Source organism: Serratia sp. CY56464 (genome assembly GCF_052168435.1).
GTDB lineage: Bacteria > Pseudomonadota > Gammaproteobacteria > Enterobacterales > Enterobacteriaceae > Serratia > Serratia marcescens.
Genome location: NZ_JBJNMV010000002.1, coordinates 536,559 through 553,919 on the forward strand (window position 1 = coordinate 536,559; position 17,361 = coordinate 553,919).

At 56.4% G+C, this 17,361-nt stretch carries 19 protein-coding genes and 1 other annotated feature; of the genes, 10 read left to right on the top strand and 9 right to left on the bottom strand.

The annotated features are described in order from the left end of the window. Positions 1 to 27: 27 nt before the first annotated feature. Complete coding sequence (locus ACJ8KE_RS16125) at positions 28 to 819, bottom strand: cytochrome C assembly family protein (RefSeq protein ID WP_004932506.1); 792 nt, start codon at positions 817 to 819, stop codon at positions 28 to 30. Positions 820 to 988: 169 nt separating this feature from the next. Between ACJ8KE_RS16125 and ffh the strand changes: the two genes are divergently transcribed. From ffh to rplS, 5 genes are all read left to right on the top strand, one after another. Next, the gene (gene ffh, locus ACJ8KE_RS16130) at positions 989 to 2,350 is read left to right on the top strand and encodes a signal recognition particle protein (protein ID WP_004932504.1); all 1,362 of its coding nucleotides are present in this window, start codon (positions 989 to 991) and stop codon (positions 2,348 to 2,350) included. 214 nt (positions 2,351 to 2,564) lie between these two features. Next, a complete protein-coding gene (gene rpsP / locus ACJ8KE_RS16135) occupies positions 2,565 to 2,813 on the top strand; it encodes a 30S ribosomal protein S16 (protein WP_004932501.1) in 249 nt (82 codons plus the stop codon). Positions 2,814 to 2,831: 18 nt separating this feature from the next. Further along, on the top strand, positions 2,832 to 3,380 hold the full coding sequence (gene rimM / locus ACJ8KE_RS16140; RefSeq protein ID WP_019455135.1) for a ribosome maturation factor RimM: 549 nt from the start codon (positions 2,832 to 2,834) through the stop codon (positions 3,378 to 3,380). Between the two features lie 52 nt (positions 3,381 to 3,432). Beyond that, positions 3,433 to 4,200, top strand: coding sequence for a tRNA (guanosine(37)-N1)-methyltransferase TrmD (trmD, locus tag ACJ8KE_RS16145; protein WP_016929022.1), 768 nt, complete (start codon positions 3,433 to 3,435; stop codon positions 4,198 to 4,200). Between the two features lie 48 nt (positions 4,201 to 4,248). Beyond that, positions 4,249 to 4,605 (top strand): 50S ribosomal protein L19, encoded by a 357-nt coding sequence (gene rplS, locus ACJ8KE_RS16150; RefSeq protein WP_015376707.1) that lies wholly within the window; start codon positions 4,249 to 4,251, stop codon positions 4,603 to 4,605. Positions 4,606 to 4,749: 144 nt separating this feature from the next. Here the strand turns inward: rplS and ACJ8KE_RS16155 are convergent, their stop codons facing one another. The 4 genes from ACJ8KE_RS16155 to ACJ8KE_RS16170 all read right to left on the bottom strand — a co-directional run bounded on the left by ACJ8KE_RS16155 (position 4,750) and on the right by ACJ8KE_RS16170 (position 6,770). Continuing rightward, on the bottom strand, positions 4,750 to 4,977 hold the full coding sequence (locus ACJ8KE_RS16155; RefSeq protein ID WP_016929021.1) for an ogr/Delta-like zinc finger family protein: 228 nt from the start codon (positions 4,975 to 4,977) through the stop codon (positions 4,750 to 4,752). A gap of 66 nt (positions 4,978 to 5,043) precedes the next feature. Beyond that, positions 5,044 to 5,556, bottom strand: a complete 513-nt coding sequence (locus ACJ8KE_RS16160; RefSeq protein ID WP_016929020.1) for a lysozyme — start codon at positions 5,554 to 5,556, stop codon at positions 5,044 to 5,046. Next, positions 5,540 to 5,761, bottom strand: a complete 222-nt coding sequence (locus ACJ8KE_RS16165; protein ID WP_004932472.1) for an HP1 family phage holin — start codon at positions 5,759 to 5,761, stop codon at positions 5,540 to 5,542. Before ACJ8KE_RS16165 ends, ACJ8KE_RS16160 begins: the two co-directional genes overlap by 17 nt. A 244-nt stretch (positions 5,762 to 6,005) precedes the next feature. Then, entirely contained in the window at positions 6,006 to 6,770 is a 765-nt protein-coding gene (locus ACJ8KE_RS16170; protein WP_028127834.1) for a DUF481 domain-containing protein, read from the bottom strand. Positions 6,771 to 7,265: 495 nt separating this feature from the next. Between ACJ8KE_RS16170 and ACJ8KE_RS16175 the strand changes: the two genes are divergently transcribed. Together ACJ8KE_RS16175 and tyrA are read left to right on the top strand one after the other, a co-directional pair. Continuing rightward, entirely contained in the window at positions 7,266 to 8,342 is a 1,077-nt protein-coding gene (locus tag ACJ8KE_RS16175; RefSeq protein ID WP_016929016.1) for a 3-deoxy-7-phosphoheptulonate synthase, read from the top strand. A 3-nt stretch (positions 8,343 to 8,345) separates the two neighbouring features. Further along, positions 8,346 to 9,467 (top strand): bifunctional chorismate mutase/prephenate dehydrogenase, encoded by a 1,122-nt coding sequence (tyrA, locus tag ACJ8KE_RS16180; protein ID WP_033641292.1) that lies wholly within the window; start codon positions 8,346 to 8,348, stop codon positions 9,465 to 9,467. A 54-nt stretch (positions 9,468 to 9,521) separates the two neighbouring features. Here tyrA and pheA read toward each other — a convergent pair whose 3' ends face one another. The 4 genes from pheA to bamD all read right to left on the bottom strand — a co-directional run bounded on the left by pheA (position 9,522) and on the right by bamD (position 12,356). Next, on the bottom strand, positions 9,522 to 10,679 hold the full coding sequence (pheA, locus tag ACJ8KE_RS16185) for a bifunctional chorismate mutase/prephenate dehydratase (protein ID WP_284065469.1): 1,158 nt from the start codon (positions 10,677 to 10,679) through the stop codon (positions 9,522 to 9,524). Between the two features lie 42 nt (positions 10,680 to 10,721). Further along, positions 10,722 to 10,848, bottom strand: a sequence feature (Phe leader region). Beyond that, positions 10,800 to 10,847, bottom strand: a complete 48-nt coding sequence (locus ACJ8KE_RS16190) for a hypothetical protein (RefSeq protein ID WP_101428074.1) — start codon at positions 10,845 to 10,847, stop codon at positions 10,800 to 10,802. Its footprint overlaps the feature before it by 48 nt. 122 nt (positions 10,849 to 10,970) lie before the next feature. Next, positions 10,971 to 11,312: a ribosome-associated translation inhibitor RaiA gene (gene raiA, locus ACJ8KE_RS16195; protein WP_004932457.1), complete on the bottom strand. Its 342-nt coding sequence runs from the start codon at positions 11,310 to 11,312 to the stop codon at positions 10,971 to 10,973. A 312-nt stretch (positions 11,313 to 11,624) separates the two neighbouring features. Further along, positions 11,625 to 12,356: an outer membrane protein assembly factor BamD gene (gene bamD / locus ACJ8KE_RS16200; RefSeq protein WP_004932456.1), complete on the bottom strand. Its 732-nt coding sequence runs from the start codon at positions 12,354 to 12,356 to the stop codon at positions 11,625 to 11,627. Between the two features lie 131 nt (positions 12,357 to 12,487). On the opposite strand from bamD, the gene rluD reads away from it, so the two are divergent. The 3 genes from rluD (at position 12,488) to clpB (ending at position 16,900) form a co-directional block, all read left to right on the top strand. Then, positions 12,488 to 13,465, top strand: a complete 978-nt coding sequence (gene rluD / locus ACJ8KE_RS16205; RefSeq protein WP_274985224.1) for a 23S rRNA pseudouridine(1911/1915/1917) synthase RluD — start codon at positions 12,488 to 12,490, stop codon at positions 13,463 to 13,465. After that, positions 13,465 to 14,196: a purine nucleoside phosphorylase YfiH gene (gene yfiH, locus ACJ8KE_RS16210; protein WP_016929011.1), complete on the top strand. Its 732-nt coding sequence runs from the start codon at positions 13,465 to 13,467 to the stop codon at positions 14,194 to 14,196. Before rluD ends, yfiH begins: the two co-directional genes overlap by 1 nt. A gap of 130 nt (positions 14,197 to 14,326) precedes the next feature. Further along, positions 14,327 to 16,900 (top strand): ATP-dependent chaperone ClpB, encoded by a 2,574-nt coding sequence (gene clpB / locus ACJ8KE_RS16215; protein WP_025301647.1) that lies wholly within the window; start codon positions 14,327 to 14,329, stop codon positions 16,898 to 16,900. Positions 16,901 to 17,361 lie beyond the last annotated feature (461 nt).

The following is a 17,361-nucleotide window of genomic DNA, read 5'->3' on the forward strand; positions in this document are numbered from 1 at the left end:
AGAGAGGGAGAATTGGACCGGGCTGGCCTAGCGCACCATCACCTGCTGAATCAGACGGCTGCCGAAGTAGGCGAGCGTCAGCAGAAAGGCGCCGGCGAAGCTGAACCAGACGACGCGGCGGCCGCGCCAGCCTTCATGGTAATGGCCCCACAACAGCACGATATACACGAACCAGGCCATGATCGACAGCACGGCTTTATGCACGTTCTCTTTGCTGAACAGGTTATCCATGTACAGCAGGCCGGTGCACAGGGTGAGCGTCAGCAGCACCACGCCGATCTGGGTGATATGGAACATCTTGCGCTCGATGCTCATCAGCGGCGGCATGTCGGCACTAAAGGTCAGCTTCTTGTTTTTCAACAGGTAGTCGAGCCAGGCGAGCTGTAAGGCGTAGAGCGCGGCGATGATCAGGGTGGCGTAAGAGAACAGCGCCAGGCCGATATGCACCATCAATTCCGGGCTGGCTTCCAGGTGAGTGATGAACTCGCCGGGCATGAAGCTGGCGAAGGCCAGATTGATCATCGCGAAGCTGTAGACGATCGGCAGCAGGAACCAGCCGCGATCGCGTGAAGCGACGAAGGTCATCACCGAACAGATGATCAGGCTGACGATAGAACCAATGTTCAGCAGGCTGAGATTCTGCCCGGCGCTGACGTCAAAGATGCGCTGCTGCAGCGCGATGGCGTGGCAAATCAGCGCCACCACCGCCGAGACGAGGGCGAGCCGACGGTATGCGCTATTCTTCCGCAACAAACTGGGAATGATCAGTCCAAGGCTGAGCAGGTAGGCCATCAAAGCCACAATGGAGAAAACTGGCATAGCGTTTAATTTTGCTTCGGCGTGGTTAATTGGAGTGTCAGTATAGCGTTGCGCGCGTTTCACTCCAACCTATCTCCAACGCTGAGGCAGAGATCCTGCGCGCTTCGTGTTATCATCGGCGCAATTGTGTCGCCGGAGCGGCCTGTCATTACACGTTGAGCATGAGACGATGTTTGAAAATTTAACCGATCGATTGTCGCGCACGTTGCGCAATATCAGCGGCCGCGGGCGGCTGACCGAAGAGAATATCAAGGAAACCCTGCGTGAAGTGCGTATGGCATTGCTGGAAGCGGACGTTGCGCTGCCGGTGGTGCGCGACTTCATCAACCGCGTCAAAGAGAGCGCGGTTGGCCATGAAGTCAACAAGAGCCTGACGCCGGGGCAGGAGTTCGTCAAGATCGTCAAAGGCGAGCTGATCGCCGCGATGGGCGAAGTCAACACCGAGCTGAATCTGGCGGCTCAGCCGCCGGCCGTGGTGCTGATGGCGGGCCTGCAGGGCGCCGGTAAAACCACCAGCGTCGGTAAGCTCGGCAAGTTCCTGAAAGAAAAACAGAAGAAGAAAGTGTTGGTGGTTTCCGCGGACGTTTATCGCCCGGCGGCGATCAAACAGCTGGAAACGCTGGCGGAAGGCGTCGGCATCGACTTCTTCCCGTCTGACGTCAAAGAAAAACCGATCGACATCGTCAATCGCGCGCTGCAACAGGCTAAGCTGAAGTTCTACGATGTCCTTATTGTCGATACCGCCGGCCGTCTGCACGTTGACGAAGCGATGATGGACGAGATCAAACAGGTGCACGCGGCGATCAAGCCGGTGGAAACCCTGTTCGTGGTCGACGCCATGACCGGCCAGGACGCCGCCAATACCGCCAAGGCGTTTAACGAAGCGCTGCCGCTGACCGGCGTGGTGCTGACCAAGGTCGACGGCGATGCGCGCGGCGGTGCGGCGTTGTCCATCCGCCATATCACTGGCAAGCCGATCAAGTTCCTCGGCGTCGGCGAGAAGACCGAAGCGCTGGAGCCGTTTTACCCGGATCGCGTGGCATCGCGCATCCTGGGCATGGGCGACGTGCTGTCGCTGATCGAAGATATCGAAAGCAAGGTCGACCGCGAGCAGGCGGAGAAGCTGGCCAACAAGCTGAAGAAGGGTGACGGTTTCGATCTGACCGACTTCCTGGAGCAGCTCAAGCAGATGCGCAACATGGGCGGCATGGCCAACATGCTGAGCAAGCTGCCGGGCGCGGGCCAGCTGCCGGATAACGTCAAGTCGCAGATGGACGACAAAGTGCTGGTGCGCATGGAGGCGATCATCAACTCGATGACGCTGAAAGAGCGCGCCAAACCGGAAATCATCAAGGGCTCGCGCAAGCGCCGCATCGCGATGGGGGCCGGCATGCAGGTGCAGGACGTCAACCGCTTGCTGAAGCAGTTCGACGAAATGCAGCGTATGATGAAGAAGATGAAGAAAGGCGGTATGGCGAAGATGATGCGCGGCATGAAAGGCATGATGCCGCCGGGCTTCCCAGGCCGCTGACGGGCCCCCGCACGCTGAGTGCGGGCGCTTTCAGCATTCGCCGTTCGCGGTGAAAACCGCCCGAAATTTGACAGGCTGCAAAAGTTGTCCCCTGCGATCGACGCTTTAGATTGCTTTTTGCGCCAAAATGAGTAAAATTTTCGGGCTTTTTATATTGCAACCGGGCCCCGTCCCTCAATGGGGCCCGGCTGTTTTATTAACTAAAGAGGATGTTATGGTAACAATTCGTTTGGCACGTGGCGGCGCTAAAAAGCGTCCGTTCTATCAAGTAGTAGTGACCGACAGCCGCAACGCTCGTGATGGTCGTTTCATCGAGCGCGTAGGCTTCTTCAACCCGATCGCTTCTGGTCAGGCTGAAGCACTGCGTCTGGACCTGGACCGCATCGAGCACTGGGTTGGTCTGGGTGCAACCGTTTCTGATCGCGTTCACGCGCTGATCAAAGACGCTAAGAAAGCAGCTTAATCTGTCGCGGTGGTGGCAATGAGCAAGCAACTCAAACCGGTAGCGCCTAAGCAGCCGATTGTACTCGGTAAAATGGGGTCCGCTTACGGCATTCGTGGTTGGCTCAGAGTGTTTTCATCCACCGAGAACGCCGAAAGCATTTTTGACTATCAGCCGTGGTTTATCCAGCAGGCGGGTCAGTGGCAGCATATCGAGTTGGAAGACTGGAAGCGCCACAGTCAGGATCTGATCATCAAGGTCAAAGGCATTGACGATCGGGACGCGGCGAATCTGCTGACTAATCGCGAGATTATGGTGGATTCTGAGCAACTTCCTCCGCTGGAGGGTGACGATTACTACTGGAAAGACCTGATGGGCTGCCAGGTAGTCACCACCGCCGGCTACGAGCTGGGTAAAGTCATCGATATGATGGAAACCGGCTCGAACGATGTGATGGTTGTGAAAGCGAACCTGAAAGATGCGTTCGGCATGAAGGAGCGGTTGATTCCGTTTCTTCATGGGCAGGTTATCAAGAAAGTCGATCTCACTGCCCGCGTGATTGAGGCAGATTGGGATCCTGGTTTTTGACCCCCGGATCAAACGGTCGAAGCAAGTGGAATAACGGTAAGGGGATTGGCTTGTGTTCATCGGTATTGTAAGCCTGTTTCCTGAGATGTTCCGTGCTATCACCGATTACGGGGTGACTGGCCGGGCAGTAAAAAATGGCCTGCTGAGCGTGCAGTGTTGGAGTCCGCGCGACTTCACCTACGACCGGCATCGTACCGTGGACGATCGCCCTTACGGCGGCGGCCCGGGAATGCTGATGATGGTGCAACCTTTACGGGAAGCCATTCATGCGGCGAAAGCAGCGGCAGGCGAGGGAGCAAAGGTGATTTATCTGTCACCTCAGGGGCGCAAGCTGGATCAAACCGGCGTGTGCGAACTGGCGGCCAATCAGAAGATGATTCTGGTGTGCGGCCGTTACGAAGGGATAGACGAGCGCGTAATCCAAACCGAAATTGACGAAGAATGGTCAATCGGCGATTACGTTCTCAGCGGCGGGGAACTGCCGGCGATGACCCTGATTGATTCAGTCGCCCGTTTCATACCGGGTGTGCTGGGCCATCAGGCCTCAGCGGAGGAAGACTCCTTCGCCGACGGATTGCTGGACTGCCCGCACTATACCCGCCCCGAGGTGTTGGAAGGGATGGAGGTACCGCCGGTTCTGCTGTCGGGCAACCATGCCGAGATACGTCGCTGGCGCTTAAAGCAGTCGCTGGGCCGAACCTGGCTTAGAAGACCTGAACTTCTAGAAAGCCTAGCTCTGACTGACGAGCAAGCGGTGTTGCTGGCTGAGTTCCAACGGGAACATCAGACCAGGCAACAGGACTATGAAGGAAGCGTCTGACATCAGACGGGACCGATATATCAGTTTACCTAGGGTAAGAGACATATTATGAGCAACATTATTAAGCAACTTGAACAAGAGCAGATGAAACAAGACGTACCTGCATTCCGTCCGGGTGATTCCGTGGAAGTGAAGGTATGGGTCGTTGAAGGTAGCAAAAAACGTCTGCAGGCATTCGAGGGCGTGGTTATCGCTATCCGTAACCGCGGTCTGCACTCTGCATTCACTGTTCGTAAGATTTCCAACGGCGAAGGTGTTGAGCGCGTATTCCAGACTCACTCCCCAGTAATCGACAGCATTACTGTTAAACGTCGTGGTGCCGTTCGTAAAGCTAAACTGTACTACCTGCGTGAACGTACTGGTAAGGCTGCTCGTATCAAAGAGCGTCTGAACCGCGTTAACTAACGCTGCATCCAAAAGTTAATAGTTATCAGGGGTTGGCATTGTGCCAACCCCTTTTTTTTATCTGAAAAATCTATCACGTTGCATTTGAGAGGCTTAGCTGCCTGGCCGTGACATTAAAAAGCCTCCGTCAGCGGGCTTTTGGCATTACAGCGCGGCGGCGCTTTGTTTATGTTGATTTTCCGGCGGGTGCGGCTGCGCCGGGACAATGTCATCGCCAGGTTTGACGATCACCCGTGCAACGGACTCGTGCGTGGCGAACGTGCAACTGCAATTGATGTTGCGGCATTGATGGTAACGCTCTTTGGTCGACTCGCTCAAATAGCGGCTGGAGCGAGTGTGGGCCACGTGACCGCATAGTGGACAGTGCATCATAAGAACCCCCTTGAACAAATTAAGTGAAATTGGTGTGGCATCATCCTTTGGCGAGCGAACTCGTCATCATGAGGCAATGCCTTGCAAGCACAGTGCGCGTTCCATGGCGCGTCGCTGTTCCAGCCCTTTGTTTTTCTTTCCGTTTACGTAAACCCAGCGTGGCAGCTGATCGCAGGCCTGCCGCCACTGGCGCTGTTGCAGCAGCGCGACCAGCGTAGAGCGGCAGGCTGCGCTGACGCCCACATTGAAGGCGAAAGCGATCGCCGCATCATAGGTTTGTTGCGAGAGCGTATCCGGCAGGCAGGTGGCCATGCCGCGCTCGGTGCGGCGAACATCGTCGACCAAATCCATCGCGGCTTTGCGTTCATCGATCGCTTTACCAGGGATGACGCCAGCGGTGTGCCCAATGCCCTGCGTCCACACCCCGGCGCTGCACTGGTAAGGCGACAGGCGGCAACCTTCGAGATCGGCGATCAGCCTGAGACCGGCTTCTGAGGTTTGCAGCTCGCCAAATGACGGCAACAGCACGGCGATGGCCAAAACGGCGGCGACGCTGCAGCGCTTAACGGTTGCACTCATCGTAAATTTTCCTCCGAGATGTCGCATTGCGCTCAATGGCCTTCAAGATCTGCAGGCTTTTACGTCGGTAGTACCAGTTCACCAGAAACGTGCCGATGCCTACCGCCGCACCGACTAAAAAGGCAATGTCCTGCGGAGACAGCTTGCCGAGCCAGGCGAGAAACAGCGCCATGGCGTAGGTGATGAATGAGGTGATTTTCTCCATAGCCTTATGCTCGCTTCGTTTACAGAATCTCGGGAGCCGGAGGCATCGATGCGTGAGAGCTCGCTATCGATATCCATCATGCTCCTGGTCTGTATGATAATTACTGTATATGCATACAGTATTAAGCTATTTGCTAAAGTCGTCAATGGGTGGGATGAATATTTTTAGCAGATTGTGCAAAAGAGGGCGGCCGGCATAAAAAAAGCCCATCAATGATGGGCTTCGAGAAATAATTGGGGGGATATTATAGGCCGTAGACCAGCGTGACCGAGGTCGTCGTGTCGGTGTTCTTCGGCGCCGAGGCCGGCGGTTTGCTGTTGTAGGTCACGGTGTAAGCTACGCGCAATGAGAAGCGATCGTTGATCGCCACGTTCAACGCGCTTTCCGAGTTCAGCGTGGTTTCTTCGTTCGCCAGCGCGGAAACGCCCTGAATGAACTTGGTGTTATCGGTCAACTGATAGGAATAGTTGGCCGCACCATAGGCTAGCCCCTTGGTTGCACGGCCGCCGCCATGGTACTCGTCATGGCGCACGCCGGGACCGAATTCCACCCGCAGGTCACTGAGCGGCCCGTTAAGGAGCTGACGGCCGTAGCCGCCGGTCAGCGTGGAGCGTGAGTCGTAACCGTTGAAACGGTCACTCAGCCAGCTGGCCTGACCGAACAGGTAGTTGCGATCGGTCAGGTTATAGCGCGTACGGCCACCGGCCTGGTATTTTTCGGACGAGCGCACGTTGGAGGAGGTGGTGTTGTTGGCCGCCCCCCACAGGCTGTACGCCGCGTCGCTATTGAACCAGGTCATGTTGGTGTTGGCCAACAGGGTGGAGCTCTGCGAGTTGCCTGACTGGGCGTTGTAGCCCGCCTGCACGTTGCCTTCGAACGGTTTCTTGGCGGTGGCCGGATCGTCCATCGCGGTGAAAAGCGTATTGTCGGCAAGGGCTGAAACACTGGTGAAAGTCGTTAAGCAGCAAATATACAGCGGAAAAGCGCGACGAGCGCGAGAAGAGAGCATCTTGGATCCAGTTGTTAAGGGGAATTATTGTTGATGACGATCACATTATATCGGTTCATTTCGGCGACAAAAATAGCCGTCATTAGCTTAAGTTTTTAATTTTTATCCCTCATTTATTCGCTTTTCTTCTACTTAAAATCATCGCTTTTGGCGGCATTTCGTGCTGATCCTGCTTCGCACAGGCGTCGGTGCCGAGATCGGCGGCGTATCTTCGCTGTAAAATCATGTGTACAAATAAATTTACATGTGTTCATTTTTCTTAGACCGGGTGGCTAAGGTGTGGTGAAGGTTTTTTTGATTTATTAAATGCATGTATTTACTGTATTTATGTTGGTTTTTTCAACTCTTTTTCAAAGGTGATTTAATCAGAATAATTGCGGTAATTTTTTATTTACGGAAAATGGATTGAAAACTTTACATATCGTGATAGGGTAGAGCCCTGAAACGCTCAATGTTCCATTTCAACGCATAACGCCAAACGACAGGAATAGCATCATGCAAAAAGACGCGCTCAATAACGTACACATCAGTGCAGAACAGGTTCTCATCACGCCGGAGGAGCTGAAGAACCAGTTCCCGCTCAGCGCCGACGACGAAAATGAGATCGCCACTGCGCGCAACACTATCGCCAACATTTTGCAGGGGCGCGATCATCGCCTGTTGGTGGTGTGTGGGCCTTGTTCGATCCACGATCCGGACGCGGCGCTGGACTACGCCCGTCGTTTGAAAACCCTGGCGGCTGACTTGAGCGATCAGCTGTATATCGTTATGCGCGTCTACTTTGAAAAACCCAGAACCACTGTCGGCTGGAAAGGTTTGATCAACGATCCGTACATGGACGGTTCGTTTGACGTTGAAGCAGGCTTGCATATCGCGCGTCGCCTGTTGCTGGATTTAGTGGGCATGGGCTTGCCTTTGGCTACCGAAGCGTTGGATCCGAACAGCCCGCAGTACCTGGGGGACTTGTTCAGTTGGTCGGCGATCGGTGCGCGCACCACCGAATCTCAGACCCACCGCGAAATGGCCTCCGGCCTGTCGATGCCGGTCGGCTTCAAAAACGGCACCGACGGCAGCTTGGGCACCGCCATCAACGCCATGCGCGCCGCCGCTATGCCGCACCGCTTCGTCGGCATCAACCAGGCAGGCCAGGTTTGCCTGCTGCAGACGCAGGGCAACCCGGACGGACACGTGATCCTGCGCGGCGGCAAAACCCCGAACTACAGCGCTGAGCACGTTGCGGCCTGTGAAAAACAGATGCTTGAGGCGGGACTCCATCCGTCCTTGATGATAGATTGCAGCCATGGCAACTCGAATAAAGACTATCGCCGTCAGCCGGCGGTTGCCGAGTCCGTGGTGGAGCAGATCAAGGCGGGTAACCGTTCGATCACCGGCATCATGCTGGAGAGCCATCTGCATGAGGGCAACCAGTCTTCCGAACAGCCGCGTGCAGACATGCGTTACGGGGTGTCCGTCACCGATGCCTGCATCAACTGGGAGAGCACGGAAACTCTGCTGCGTCATATGCATCAGGAACTCGGCGCTGCGCTGACGGCTCGCACGGGAGAAAAGTAAGTTATGGTGGCAGAACTGACCGCGCTGCGCGATCAAATCGATGAGGTGGATAAAGCGCTGCTGGATCTGCTGGCGAAACGCCTGCATCTGGTAGCGGAAGTGGGCGAAGTCAAAAGCCGTCATGGCCTGCCGGTTTACGTACCGGAGCGCGAAGCCGCGATGCTGGCCTCGCGTCGCCAGGAGGCGGAAAACCTCGGGGTGCCGCCGGATCTGATCGAGGACGTCTTGCGCCGCGTGATGCGCGAATCGTACGTCAGCGAGAATGATAAAGGCTTTAAAACTCTGTGTCCGCAGCTGCGGCCGATCGTCATCATCGGCGGCAACGGCCAGATGGGCCGGCTGTTCAACCGCTTGCTGACGCTGTCGGGTTATCAGGTCAGGGTATTGGATCAGGAAGATTGGCCGCAGGCGGAACAGCTGCTGGCAGACGCCGGCATGGTGATCGTCAGCGTGCCGATCCATGTGACCGAGCAGGTGATAAGCCGCCTGCCGACGCTGCCTGCCGACTGTATTCTGGTGGATTTGGCGTCGGTGAAGAACCGTCCGCTGCATGCGATGTTGGCGGCGCACAGCGGCCCTGTGGTGGGATTGCACCCGATGTTCGGCCCGGACGTGGGCAGCGTGGCGAAGCAGGTAGTGGTTTACTGCGACGGCCGCCAGCCGGAGGCTTACCAATGGTTGCTTGAGCAGCTGCAGGTGTGGGGCGCGCGGCTGCATCGCATCAGCGCGGTCGAACACGATCAGAACATGGCGTTTATTCAGGCGCTGCGGCACTTCGCCACCTTCGCCTACGGGTTGCATCTGGCGGAAGAGAACGTGCAACTGGAGCAGTTGCTGGCGCTCTCCTCGCCGATCTACCGGTTGGAGCTGGCGATGGTTGGCCGCCTGTTTGCGCAGGATCCGCAACTTTACGCCGATATCATCATGTCGTCGGAAGAAAACGTGGCGCTGATTAAGCGTTACTACCAGCGCTTCGGCGAGGCGATAAAGCTGTTGGAGCATGGCGACAAACAGGCGTTTATCGACAGTTTCCGCAAGGTGGAGCACTGGTTCGGCGATTACGCCCAACGCTTCCTGGTGGAGAGCCGCACGCTGTTGCGGCAGGCTAACGACAGCCGACAGTAAAACGCGGGCGGTAAACGTAAAGGGTTCGGCTTGGCCGAACCTTTTTTTATGGTTTCAGGATGGGTTGACCGGCACCACGGTGTCGCTTGGGTAACAGCCCAGTACCTTCAGCGAGCGGGTGATTGGCGCCAGATCGCGCAGCGCTTTTTGCATCGCGTCGGCACGCAGATTGGCTTGCACATCGATATAAAACATCTCTTCCCACGGATTGCCGTTGATCGGGCGTGATTCCAGTTTGGTCATGATGATGCCGTTGTCGCGCAGAACCAGCAGCGCTTCGACCAACGCGCCGGATTGCTGGCCGGTCGCCATAATCAGCGTGGTTTTGGCCGGCACCTGTTCAGATACGTCGATCGCTTTGCGCGCCAGGACGATGAAGCGAGTGATGTTCTGCTGTTGGTTGGCGAGGTTGTGTTCCAGCACCTGCAGCCCGTATAACGCGCCGCCGGCCTCGCTGCCCAGCGCCGCCACCTTCGGCGAATTCAGCTTGGCGACTTTCTCCATCGCCGCGGCGGTGCTTTCGGTGTACTCGATTTTCCAGTGCGGGAAGCGGTTAAGGAACTGGCTGCACTGTTGGAACGGCTGCGGATGGCTGTAGACGGTTTCAATCTGGCTCAGGTCGCTATCGCCGGCCACCAGAACACAGTGGTCGATCGGGTTGGTCAGTTCGCCGACGATCGACAGGCTGGTGTGCTGCAGCAGATCGTACACCTCGTTAATCGAACCGGAACTGGTATTCTCGATCGGCAAAATTGCGTAGTCCGCCTGGCCGGTTTCCACCTGGGCGAAGATATCCTGAAACTTCTGGCAACCGCATTCGATCAGCCGATCGAAATGGCGGGCGGCATATTGGCGTGCCGCCAGATGTGAATAAGAGCCTTTCGGGCCGAGGAAGGCGATGCGTGCGGCGTGTTGGCTGACAGGGTTGAGCTGGTGCTGCAGCAGCGCCTGCTGGGTCAGGACGGAATCTTCGATAATCAGTTGGAACAGGCGGGTGACGTAGAAGCCGTCCAGGTCGTAGGGTTTGGCGGCGGCGATCAGCGCATCCAGCAGATCGCGTTCGCGCTCTTTGTCGCGGATCGGACGGTGAGAGTGCAGCTTGGTCTTGCCGACTTCGATCGCCAGTTCACGGCGTTCCGCCAGCAGGGCCAACAGTTTCAAGTCCAGTGTGCTGATGCGCTCGCGCAGCACCAATAACGGGTTGTCAGTCATAATCAGCTTCCGCCTTCAATTCTTATTCGTTGTAAAACAGCCATAAAAAAAGCCTCCTGTTTCCAGGAGGCCTTGTTGTTCGTCTTCGCATTCTTTCTTACACGACGAAACGCCTCCCAGTCAGGGGAAGGTAAAAAAGAATGCGAAGAAAAACGGTGTGCGTGGCATGGTCTACCTAAGGTTAATGCGAACAGGTTTTAAAGTAACCGCTGGCTTTTACCCCGTCAACAAAAATACCCGACAAAAAACGCGCCCTCGGGCGCGTTTGATGCGGCAACCGCAGTCGGAGGGTTATTCCTGCTCTTGCGTGACTTCCGGCACGATGTCTTTCACGCTGGCATTGCAGCGGCGCGCTTCGCCTTTGTGCTGCACCTTGTTCAGCTGGCGCTCCAGCTTGGCGATCAGCTCATTAACGGCGGTATACATGTCATCATGTTTGGCGCTGGCGACCAGCGGGCCGTTAGGCGTGGTAATGGTAGCATCGGCGACAAACCCTTGCGGTTCTTTGGATAAGACGATATGTGGGTTAATCAGCTGGGTCTGCCATTTTTCCAGTTTGGTGAGACGGTCTTCGACGTGATTGCGGATTGCGGGAGTGATATCCATTTGTTTGCTGGTAATGTTCAATGTCATATAACTTACCTCTCTGTCTTTCCGTCTTGGTGAATCCAGCATACCCCGCTTTTTGTTTAAATGCGTGATGTAAATCACGATTTTTTGTCACTTTTTGCAAAGTTAGTTCAATCTGTGATTCAGCATTTGAATTGGCTATCTAATGCTTGAGAGTTGTCGCCGGATGGCGCATTATTGATGAGTTGACCGGTGAGGAGCACTAGCTAACACCGTGTTTTTACTTGTGTATTTTTCCAGTGAAAACCAGGTCGACGCCAATGAAAACGGCAGCCGAGGCTGCCGTTTTGCTTTTCTGCCGTTGCCGACGCGCGCTTATTGCGGGTTGGCGGCGATCACTTTGGCCACTTTGTCAGCCTGGCCGTTCAGCTGCAGCTGCTTGTAGGCATTTTCCATCAGCGGCAACACGTCGTGCGTCGCTTTGGTATCCGGGAATTCACGCAACATCTGCTCGGCGCGATTAACGACCGCGACGTAAGCACCGCGTTTAGTGTAGTATTCCGCCACCGAAAGCTCATACTTGGCCAAGCGGTCTTTCAGATACACCAAACGCTTGTTGGCGTCGGTCGCGTATTGGCTGTTCGGGTATTGCTGAATCAACTGGCTGAAGTCGCGGAACGCAGCGCGAGCGTGCTGAGGATCGCGGTCAGAACGGTCAACCCCGAAGAAGCCCTGCAGAGCGCTGTCATCGAGCGCCATGTCGGTCAGGCCGCGCATGTACATCACGTAATCGATGTTCGGGTGCGTCGGGTTCAGACGCATGAAGCGATCGATGGATGCCTGAGCCATCGGCAAGTCGGCGGCCTTATAGTAGGCGTAAATCAAATCCAGCTGGACCTGCTGGGAATACGGCCCGAAAGGATAGCGGTTATCTAACGCTTCGAGTTGCGTAATCGCGCCCTTGAAGTTACCGTCCTGCAGTTTTTGCTGCGCGGTAGCATAGATTTCCGAAGGTGGGTTGTCGGGAACCGCATCCTTGGATGTGGAGCAACCTGCCAGCGCCAGGCTCAACGTGGCTGCCGCCACCAGATATTTCATACGCGTCATGACGTTTTGATTATCCTCAGGGTGTTATTCCGGGAGACTGTCCGTTAAGCTCCCGACAAAGACCAGGTACAATAGCACATTATATTAAACGGCATCGCCGTGAAAACCCAACGTTAACGAAGAAGCTGCATATGGCACAACAAGTACAACTCACCGCAACGGTGGCCGAATCTCAACTCGGACAACGTTTAGATCAGGCTTTGGCCGAATTGTTCCCTGATTATTCACGATCTCGCATAAAAGAGTGGATCCTGGGCGATCGGGTGAAGGTCAATGGCAAAACGTCAAACAAACCGAAAGAGAAGGTGCTGGGCGGAGAGACCGTCGCCATCGATGCACAGATTGAAGAAGAGGCGCGTTGGGAGCCACAGGATATCGCGCTGGATATCGTCTATGAAGACAGCGACATCCTGGTGATCAACAAACCGCGCGATTTGGTGGTGCACCCTGGCGCCGGTAACCCGGACGGCACGGTGCTCAATGCGCTGCTGTACCACTACCCGGAAATCGCCGACGTGCCGCGTGCCGGCATCGTGCACCGTCTGGACAAAGACACCACCGGCCTGATGGTGGTGGCGAAAACCGTGCCGGCCCAAACCCGGCTGGTGGAAGCGCTGCAGGCGCGTGAAATCACCCGTGAATACGAAGCGGTGGCGATCGGCACCATGACCGCCGGCGGCACGGTAGAAGAGCCTATCGCGCGTCATTCCACCAAGCGTACCCATATGGCGGTGCACCCGATGGGTAAACCGGCGGTAACGCACTACCGCATCATGGAACACTTCCGCGCGCACACCCGCCTGCGCCTGCGCCTGGAAACCGGCCGTACTCACCAGATCCGCGTGCACATGGCCTATATCAGCCATCCGCTGGTGGGCGATCCGCTGTACGGCGGTCGTCCGCGTCCGCCGAAAGGCGCTTCGGAAGCCTTCATCAATACGCTGCGCGGTTTTGACCGTCAGGCGCTGCACGCCACTATGCTGCGTTTGTATCATCCGATTAGCGGTATTCAGATGGAGTGGCATTCGCCGCTGCCGCAGGACATGGTCGATCTGATCAACGCGCTGAAGGCGGACACCGAAGAATTCAAAGATCAGATGGACTGGTAATGAGCTCGCTCATTCTGCCTGACTGGCCGTTGCCTGCCGGCGTTAAGGCCTGCAGCACCACGCGTCGCGGCGGCGTCAGCCTGCCGCCTTATGACTCGCTGAACCTCGGCGCTCACGTCGGTGACGAGGAGCAAACGGTGAAGCGCAATCGGGAACGATTGGTTATCGCCGCCGGCTTGCCGCAGATGCCGGTGTGGCTCGAGCAGGTGCACGGCACTCGCGTGGTGACGTTGACGGGACAAGCGCCCGCCGATCTGCGGGCGGATGCGGTGTACAGCAACGTGCCGGGGCAGGTGTGTGCCGTGATGACGGCGGATTGTCTGCCGGTGCTGTTCTGCTCGCAGCACGGCGACGAAGTGGCCGCCGCTCACGCCGGCTGGCGTGGGCTATGCCACGGCGTACTGGAGCAAACCGTGGCGGCGTTCAGCGCCGCGCCGGGCCAAATTAGCGCCTGGCTGGGGCCGGCGATCGGCCCGCAGCAGTTTGAGGTCGGGCCGGAGGTGCGCGCCGCTTTCATGGCGGAAGACGCTGAGGCCGCAGCGGCATTTACCCCGCACGGCGATAAGTTTTTGGCTAATATCTACTTGCTGGCTCGCCAACGCTTGTTGCGTGCGGGCGTTCAGGCCATCTACGGCGGCGACCGCTGTACGGTTAACGAAATGAGCCATTTTTTCTCCTATCGGCGCGACGGAATAACCGGACGTCTGGCAAGTTTAATCTGGCTGATATAACCTATTGAATTAGGACGATCCAACGACGCATGGCGTTGTACCGAAAATTTAGCGTCGAGATAACCTTGAAAATTTGAGGGATGACCTCATTTAATCTCCAGTAGCAATTTCGACCCATCTTGGAGGTGTTATGCGTCTGGATCGTCTTACCAACAAATTCCAGCTTGCCCTCGCCGATGCCCAGTCACTAGCCCTTGGGCACGACAACCAGTTTATTGAACCGCTACATCTGATGAGCGCCCTGCTCAATCAGGAAGGGGGCACGGTTCGTCCACTATTAACTTCCGCAGGTATCGATGCCGGGCGCGTGCGCACCGAGATCGAACAGGCGCTGTCCCGTTTACCGCAGGTAGAAGGCACCGGTGGCGACGTTCAACCGTCCCATGAGCTGGTGCGCGTTCTGAACCTGTGCGACAAGCTGGCGCAGAAGCGCGCGGACAAATTCATTTCTTCCGAGCTGTTTGTGCTTGCGGTGCTGGAAGACCGCGGCTCGTTGACCGACTTGTTGAAAGCGGCCGGCGCGACGGCCGACAAAATCAGCAAAGCCATTGAACAAATGAGAGGCGGTGACAGCGTGGAAGACCAAGGCGCCGAAGACCAACGGCAGGCATTGAAGAAATACACGATCGATCTGACCGAACGCGCCGAGCAGGGCAAGCTTGACCCGGTGATCGGCCGTGACGAAGAGATCCGTCGTACCATTCAGGTGCTGCAACGCCGCACCAAAAACAACCCGGTGCTGATCGGCGAACCTGGCGTAGGTAAAACCGCCATCGTCGAAGGCCTGGCGCAGCGCATCATCAACGGCGAAGTGCCGGAAGGGCTGAAGCACAAGCGCGTATTGTCCCTCGATATGGGCGCTTTGATCGCCGGCGCCAAATACCGCGGCGAGTTTGAAGAGCGTCTGAAAGGCGTGCTCAACGATCTGGCCAAGCAGGAAGGCAGCGTTATCCTGTTTATCGACGAACTGCACACCATGGTCGGCGCCGGTAAGGCGGATGGCGCGATGGATGCGGGTAATATGCTCAAGCCGGCGCTGGCGCGCGGCGAGCTGCACTGCGTCGGTGCCACCACGCTGGATGAGTATCGTCAATATATAGAGAAGGATGCGGCGCTCGAGCGTCGTTTCCAGAAAGTGTATGTGGCGGAGCCAAGCGTGGAAGACACTATCGCTATTCTGCGCGGCCTGAAAGAGCGTTACGAACTGCACCACCACGTGCAGATCACCGATCCGGCCATCGTGGCGGCGGCAACGCTTTCGCACCGTTATATCGCCGATCGTCAATTGCCGGACAAGGCTATCGACCTGATCGACGAAGCGGCGTCCAGCATTCGCATGCAGATGGACTCCAAGCCTGAATCGCTCGATCGGCTTGAGCGCCGCATCATTCAGTTGAAGCTGGAACAGCAGGCGCTGAATAAAGAGTCGGACGACGCCAGTAAGAAACGCCTGGACATGCTCAGCGATGAGCTGGGGCAGAAAGAACGCGAATATTCGGAGCTGGAAGAAGAGTGGAAAGCGGAAAAAGCGTCGCTCTCCGGTACTCAGAACATCAAGGCGGAACTCGAGCAGGCCAAAATCACCCTGGAGCAGGCGCGCCGCGTCGGCGATCTGGGGCGGATGTCGGAACTGCAGTACGGCAAGATCCCTGAGCTGGAGAAACAGCTCGCCGCCGCCACGCAGGCCGAAGGCAAGAGCATGAAGCTGCTGCGCAACCGGGTGACCGATGCGGAGATTGCTGAAGTGCTGGCGCGCGCCACAGGGATCCCGGTGGCCAGAATGCTGGAAGGCGAGCGCGACAAGCTGCTGCGTCTGGAGCAAGAGCTGCATTCGCGAGTGATTGGCCAGGACGAAGCGGTCAGCGCGGTCTCTAACGCTATCCGCCGCAGCCGCGCCGGGTTGTCCGATCCTAACCGGCCGATCGGTTCGTTCCTGTTCCTTGGCCCGACCGGGGTGGGGAAAACCGAGCTCTGCAAGGCACTGGCTTCGTTCCTGTTCGACAGCGACGACGCCATGGTGCGTATCGACATGTCCGAGTTTATGGAGAAACACTCCGTTTCGCGTCTGGTCGGCGCGCCTCCGGGTTATGTCGGCTATGAAGAGGGCGGCTACCTGACGGAAGCCGTGCGCCGCCGGCCTTACTCGGTGATCCTGCTGGATGAAGTCGAGAAAGCGCACCCGGACGTATTCAATATTCTGTTGCAGGTGTTGGATGACGGCCGCCTGACCGATGGCCAGGGCCGCACCGTCGATTTCCGCAATACTGTAGTGATCATGACGTCCAACCTGGGGTCCGATCTGATCCAGGAGCATTTCGGTCAGATGAACTACGCGCAGATGAAAGAGTCGGTGATGGAGATGGTGAGTCACCACTTCCGTCCGGAGTTCATCAACCGTATCGATGAAGTGGTGGTGTTCCATCCGCTGGGCGAGAAACACATCGCTGCGATCGCCAAGATTCAGCTGTCGCGTCTGTACAAGCGTTTGGAAGAGCGCGGTTACGAAGTGACCATGACCGAACCGGCCCTGGCACTGTTGAGCAAAACCGGTTACGACCCTGTGTATGGTGCGCGTCCGTTGAAACGTGCTATTCAGCAGGAGATCGAGAACCCGCTGGCGCAGCAAATCCTGTCTGGCAAGCTGATCCCCGGCAAGCTGGTAACGCTGGATGTGGAAAACGACCATATCGTTGCACGCCAATAACGACAGTTAAGCCTATTAAAGATGAAAGGGAGCGGGTGACCGCTCCCTTTTCTTTATCTTCGTTTGCTCCTGTTTGCAGGGTTTGCCGCTATTACTGCGCTAAAACCGGTGTTTTTTGACTAATAAACATCCTAAAAAGGCATTTTTGGTGATTATTTGAACGCTTGAAAAGTTTTTTGCAATTAGGGGTTGCGGCCTGCCGAGAACTCCCTATAATGCGCCTCCACTGACCGGGAACAACGACTGACAAGCCGCCGGGTCAGCGAGAAGAAAGCGAAATAAACGCTTGACTCTCCGGGCGAAAAGCGTAGTATACGCAGCCCGCGCCGATGAGTTTCTCGGCACTGCTCTTTAACAATTTATCAGACAATCTGTGTGGGCACTCCACAAGACGATATCCAGCATCTTCGGATGCAAAAAAATATCAAGTCTTGAAGAGTGACTAACTGAAGTAAAATTCA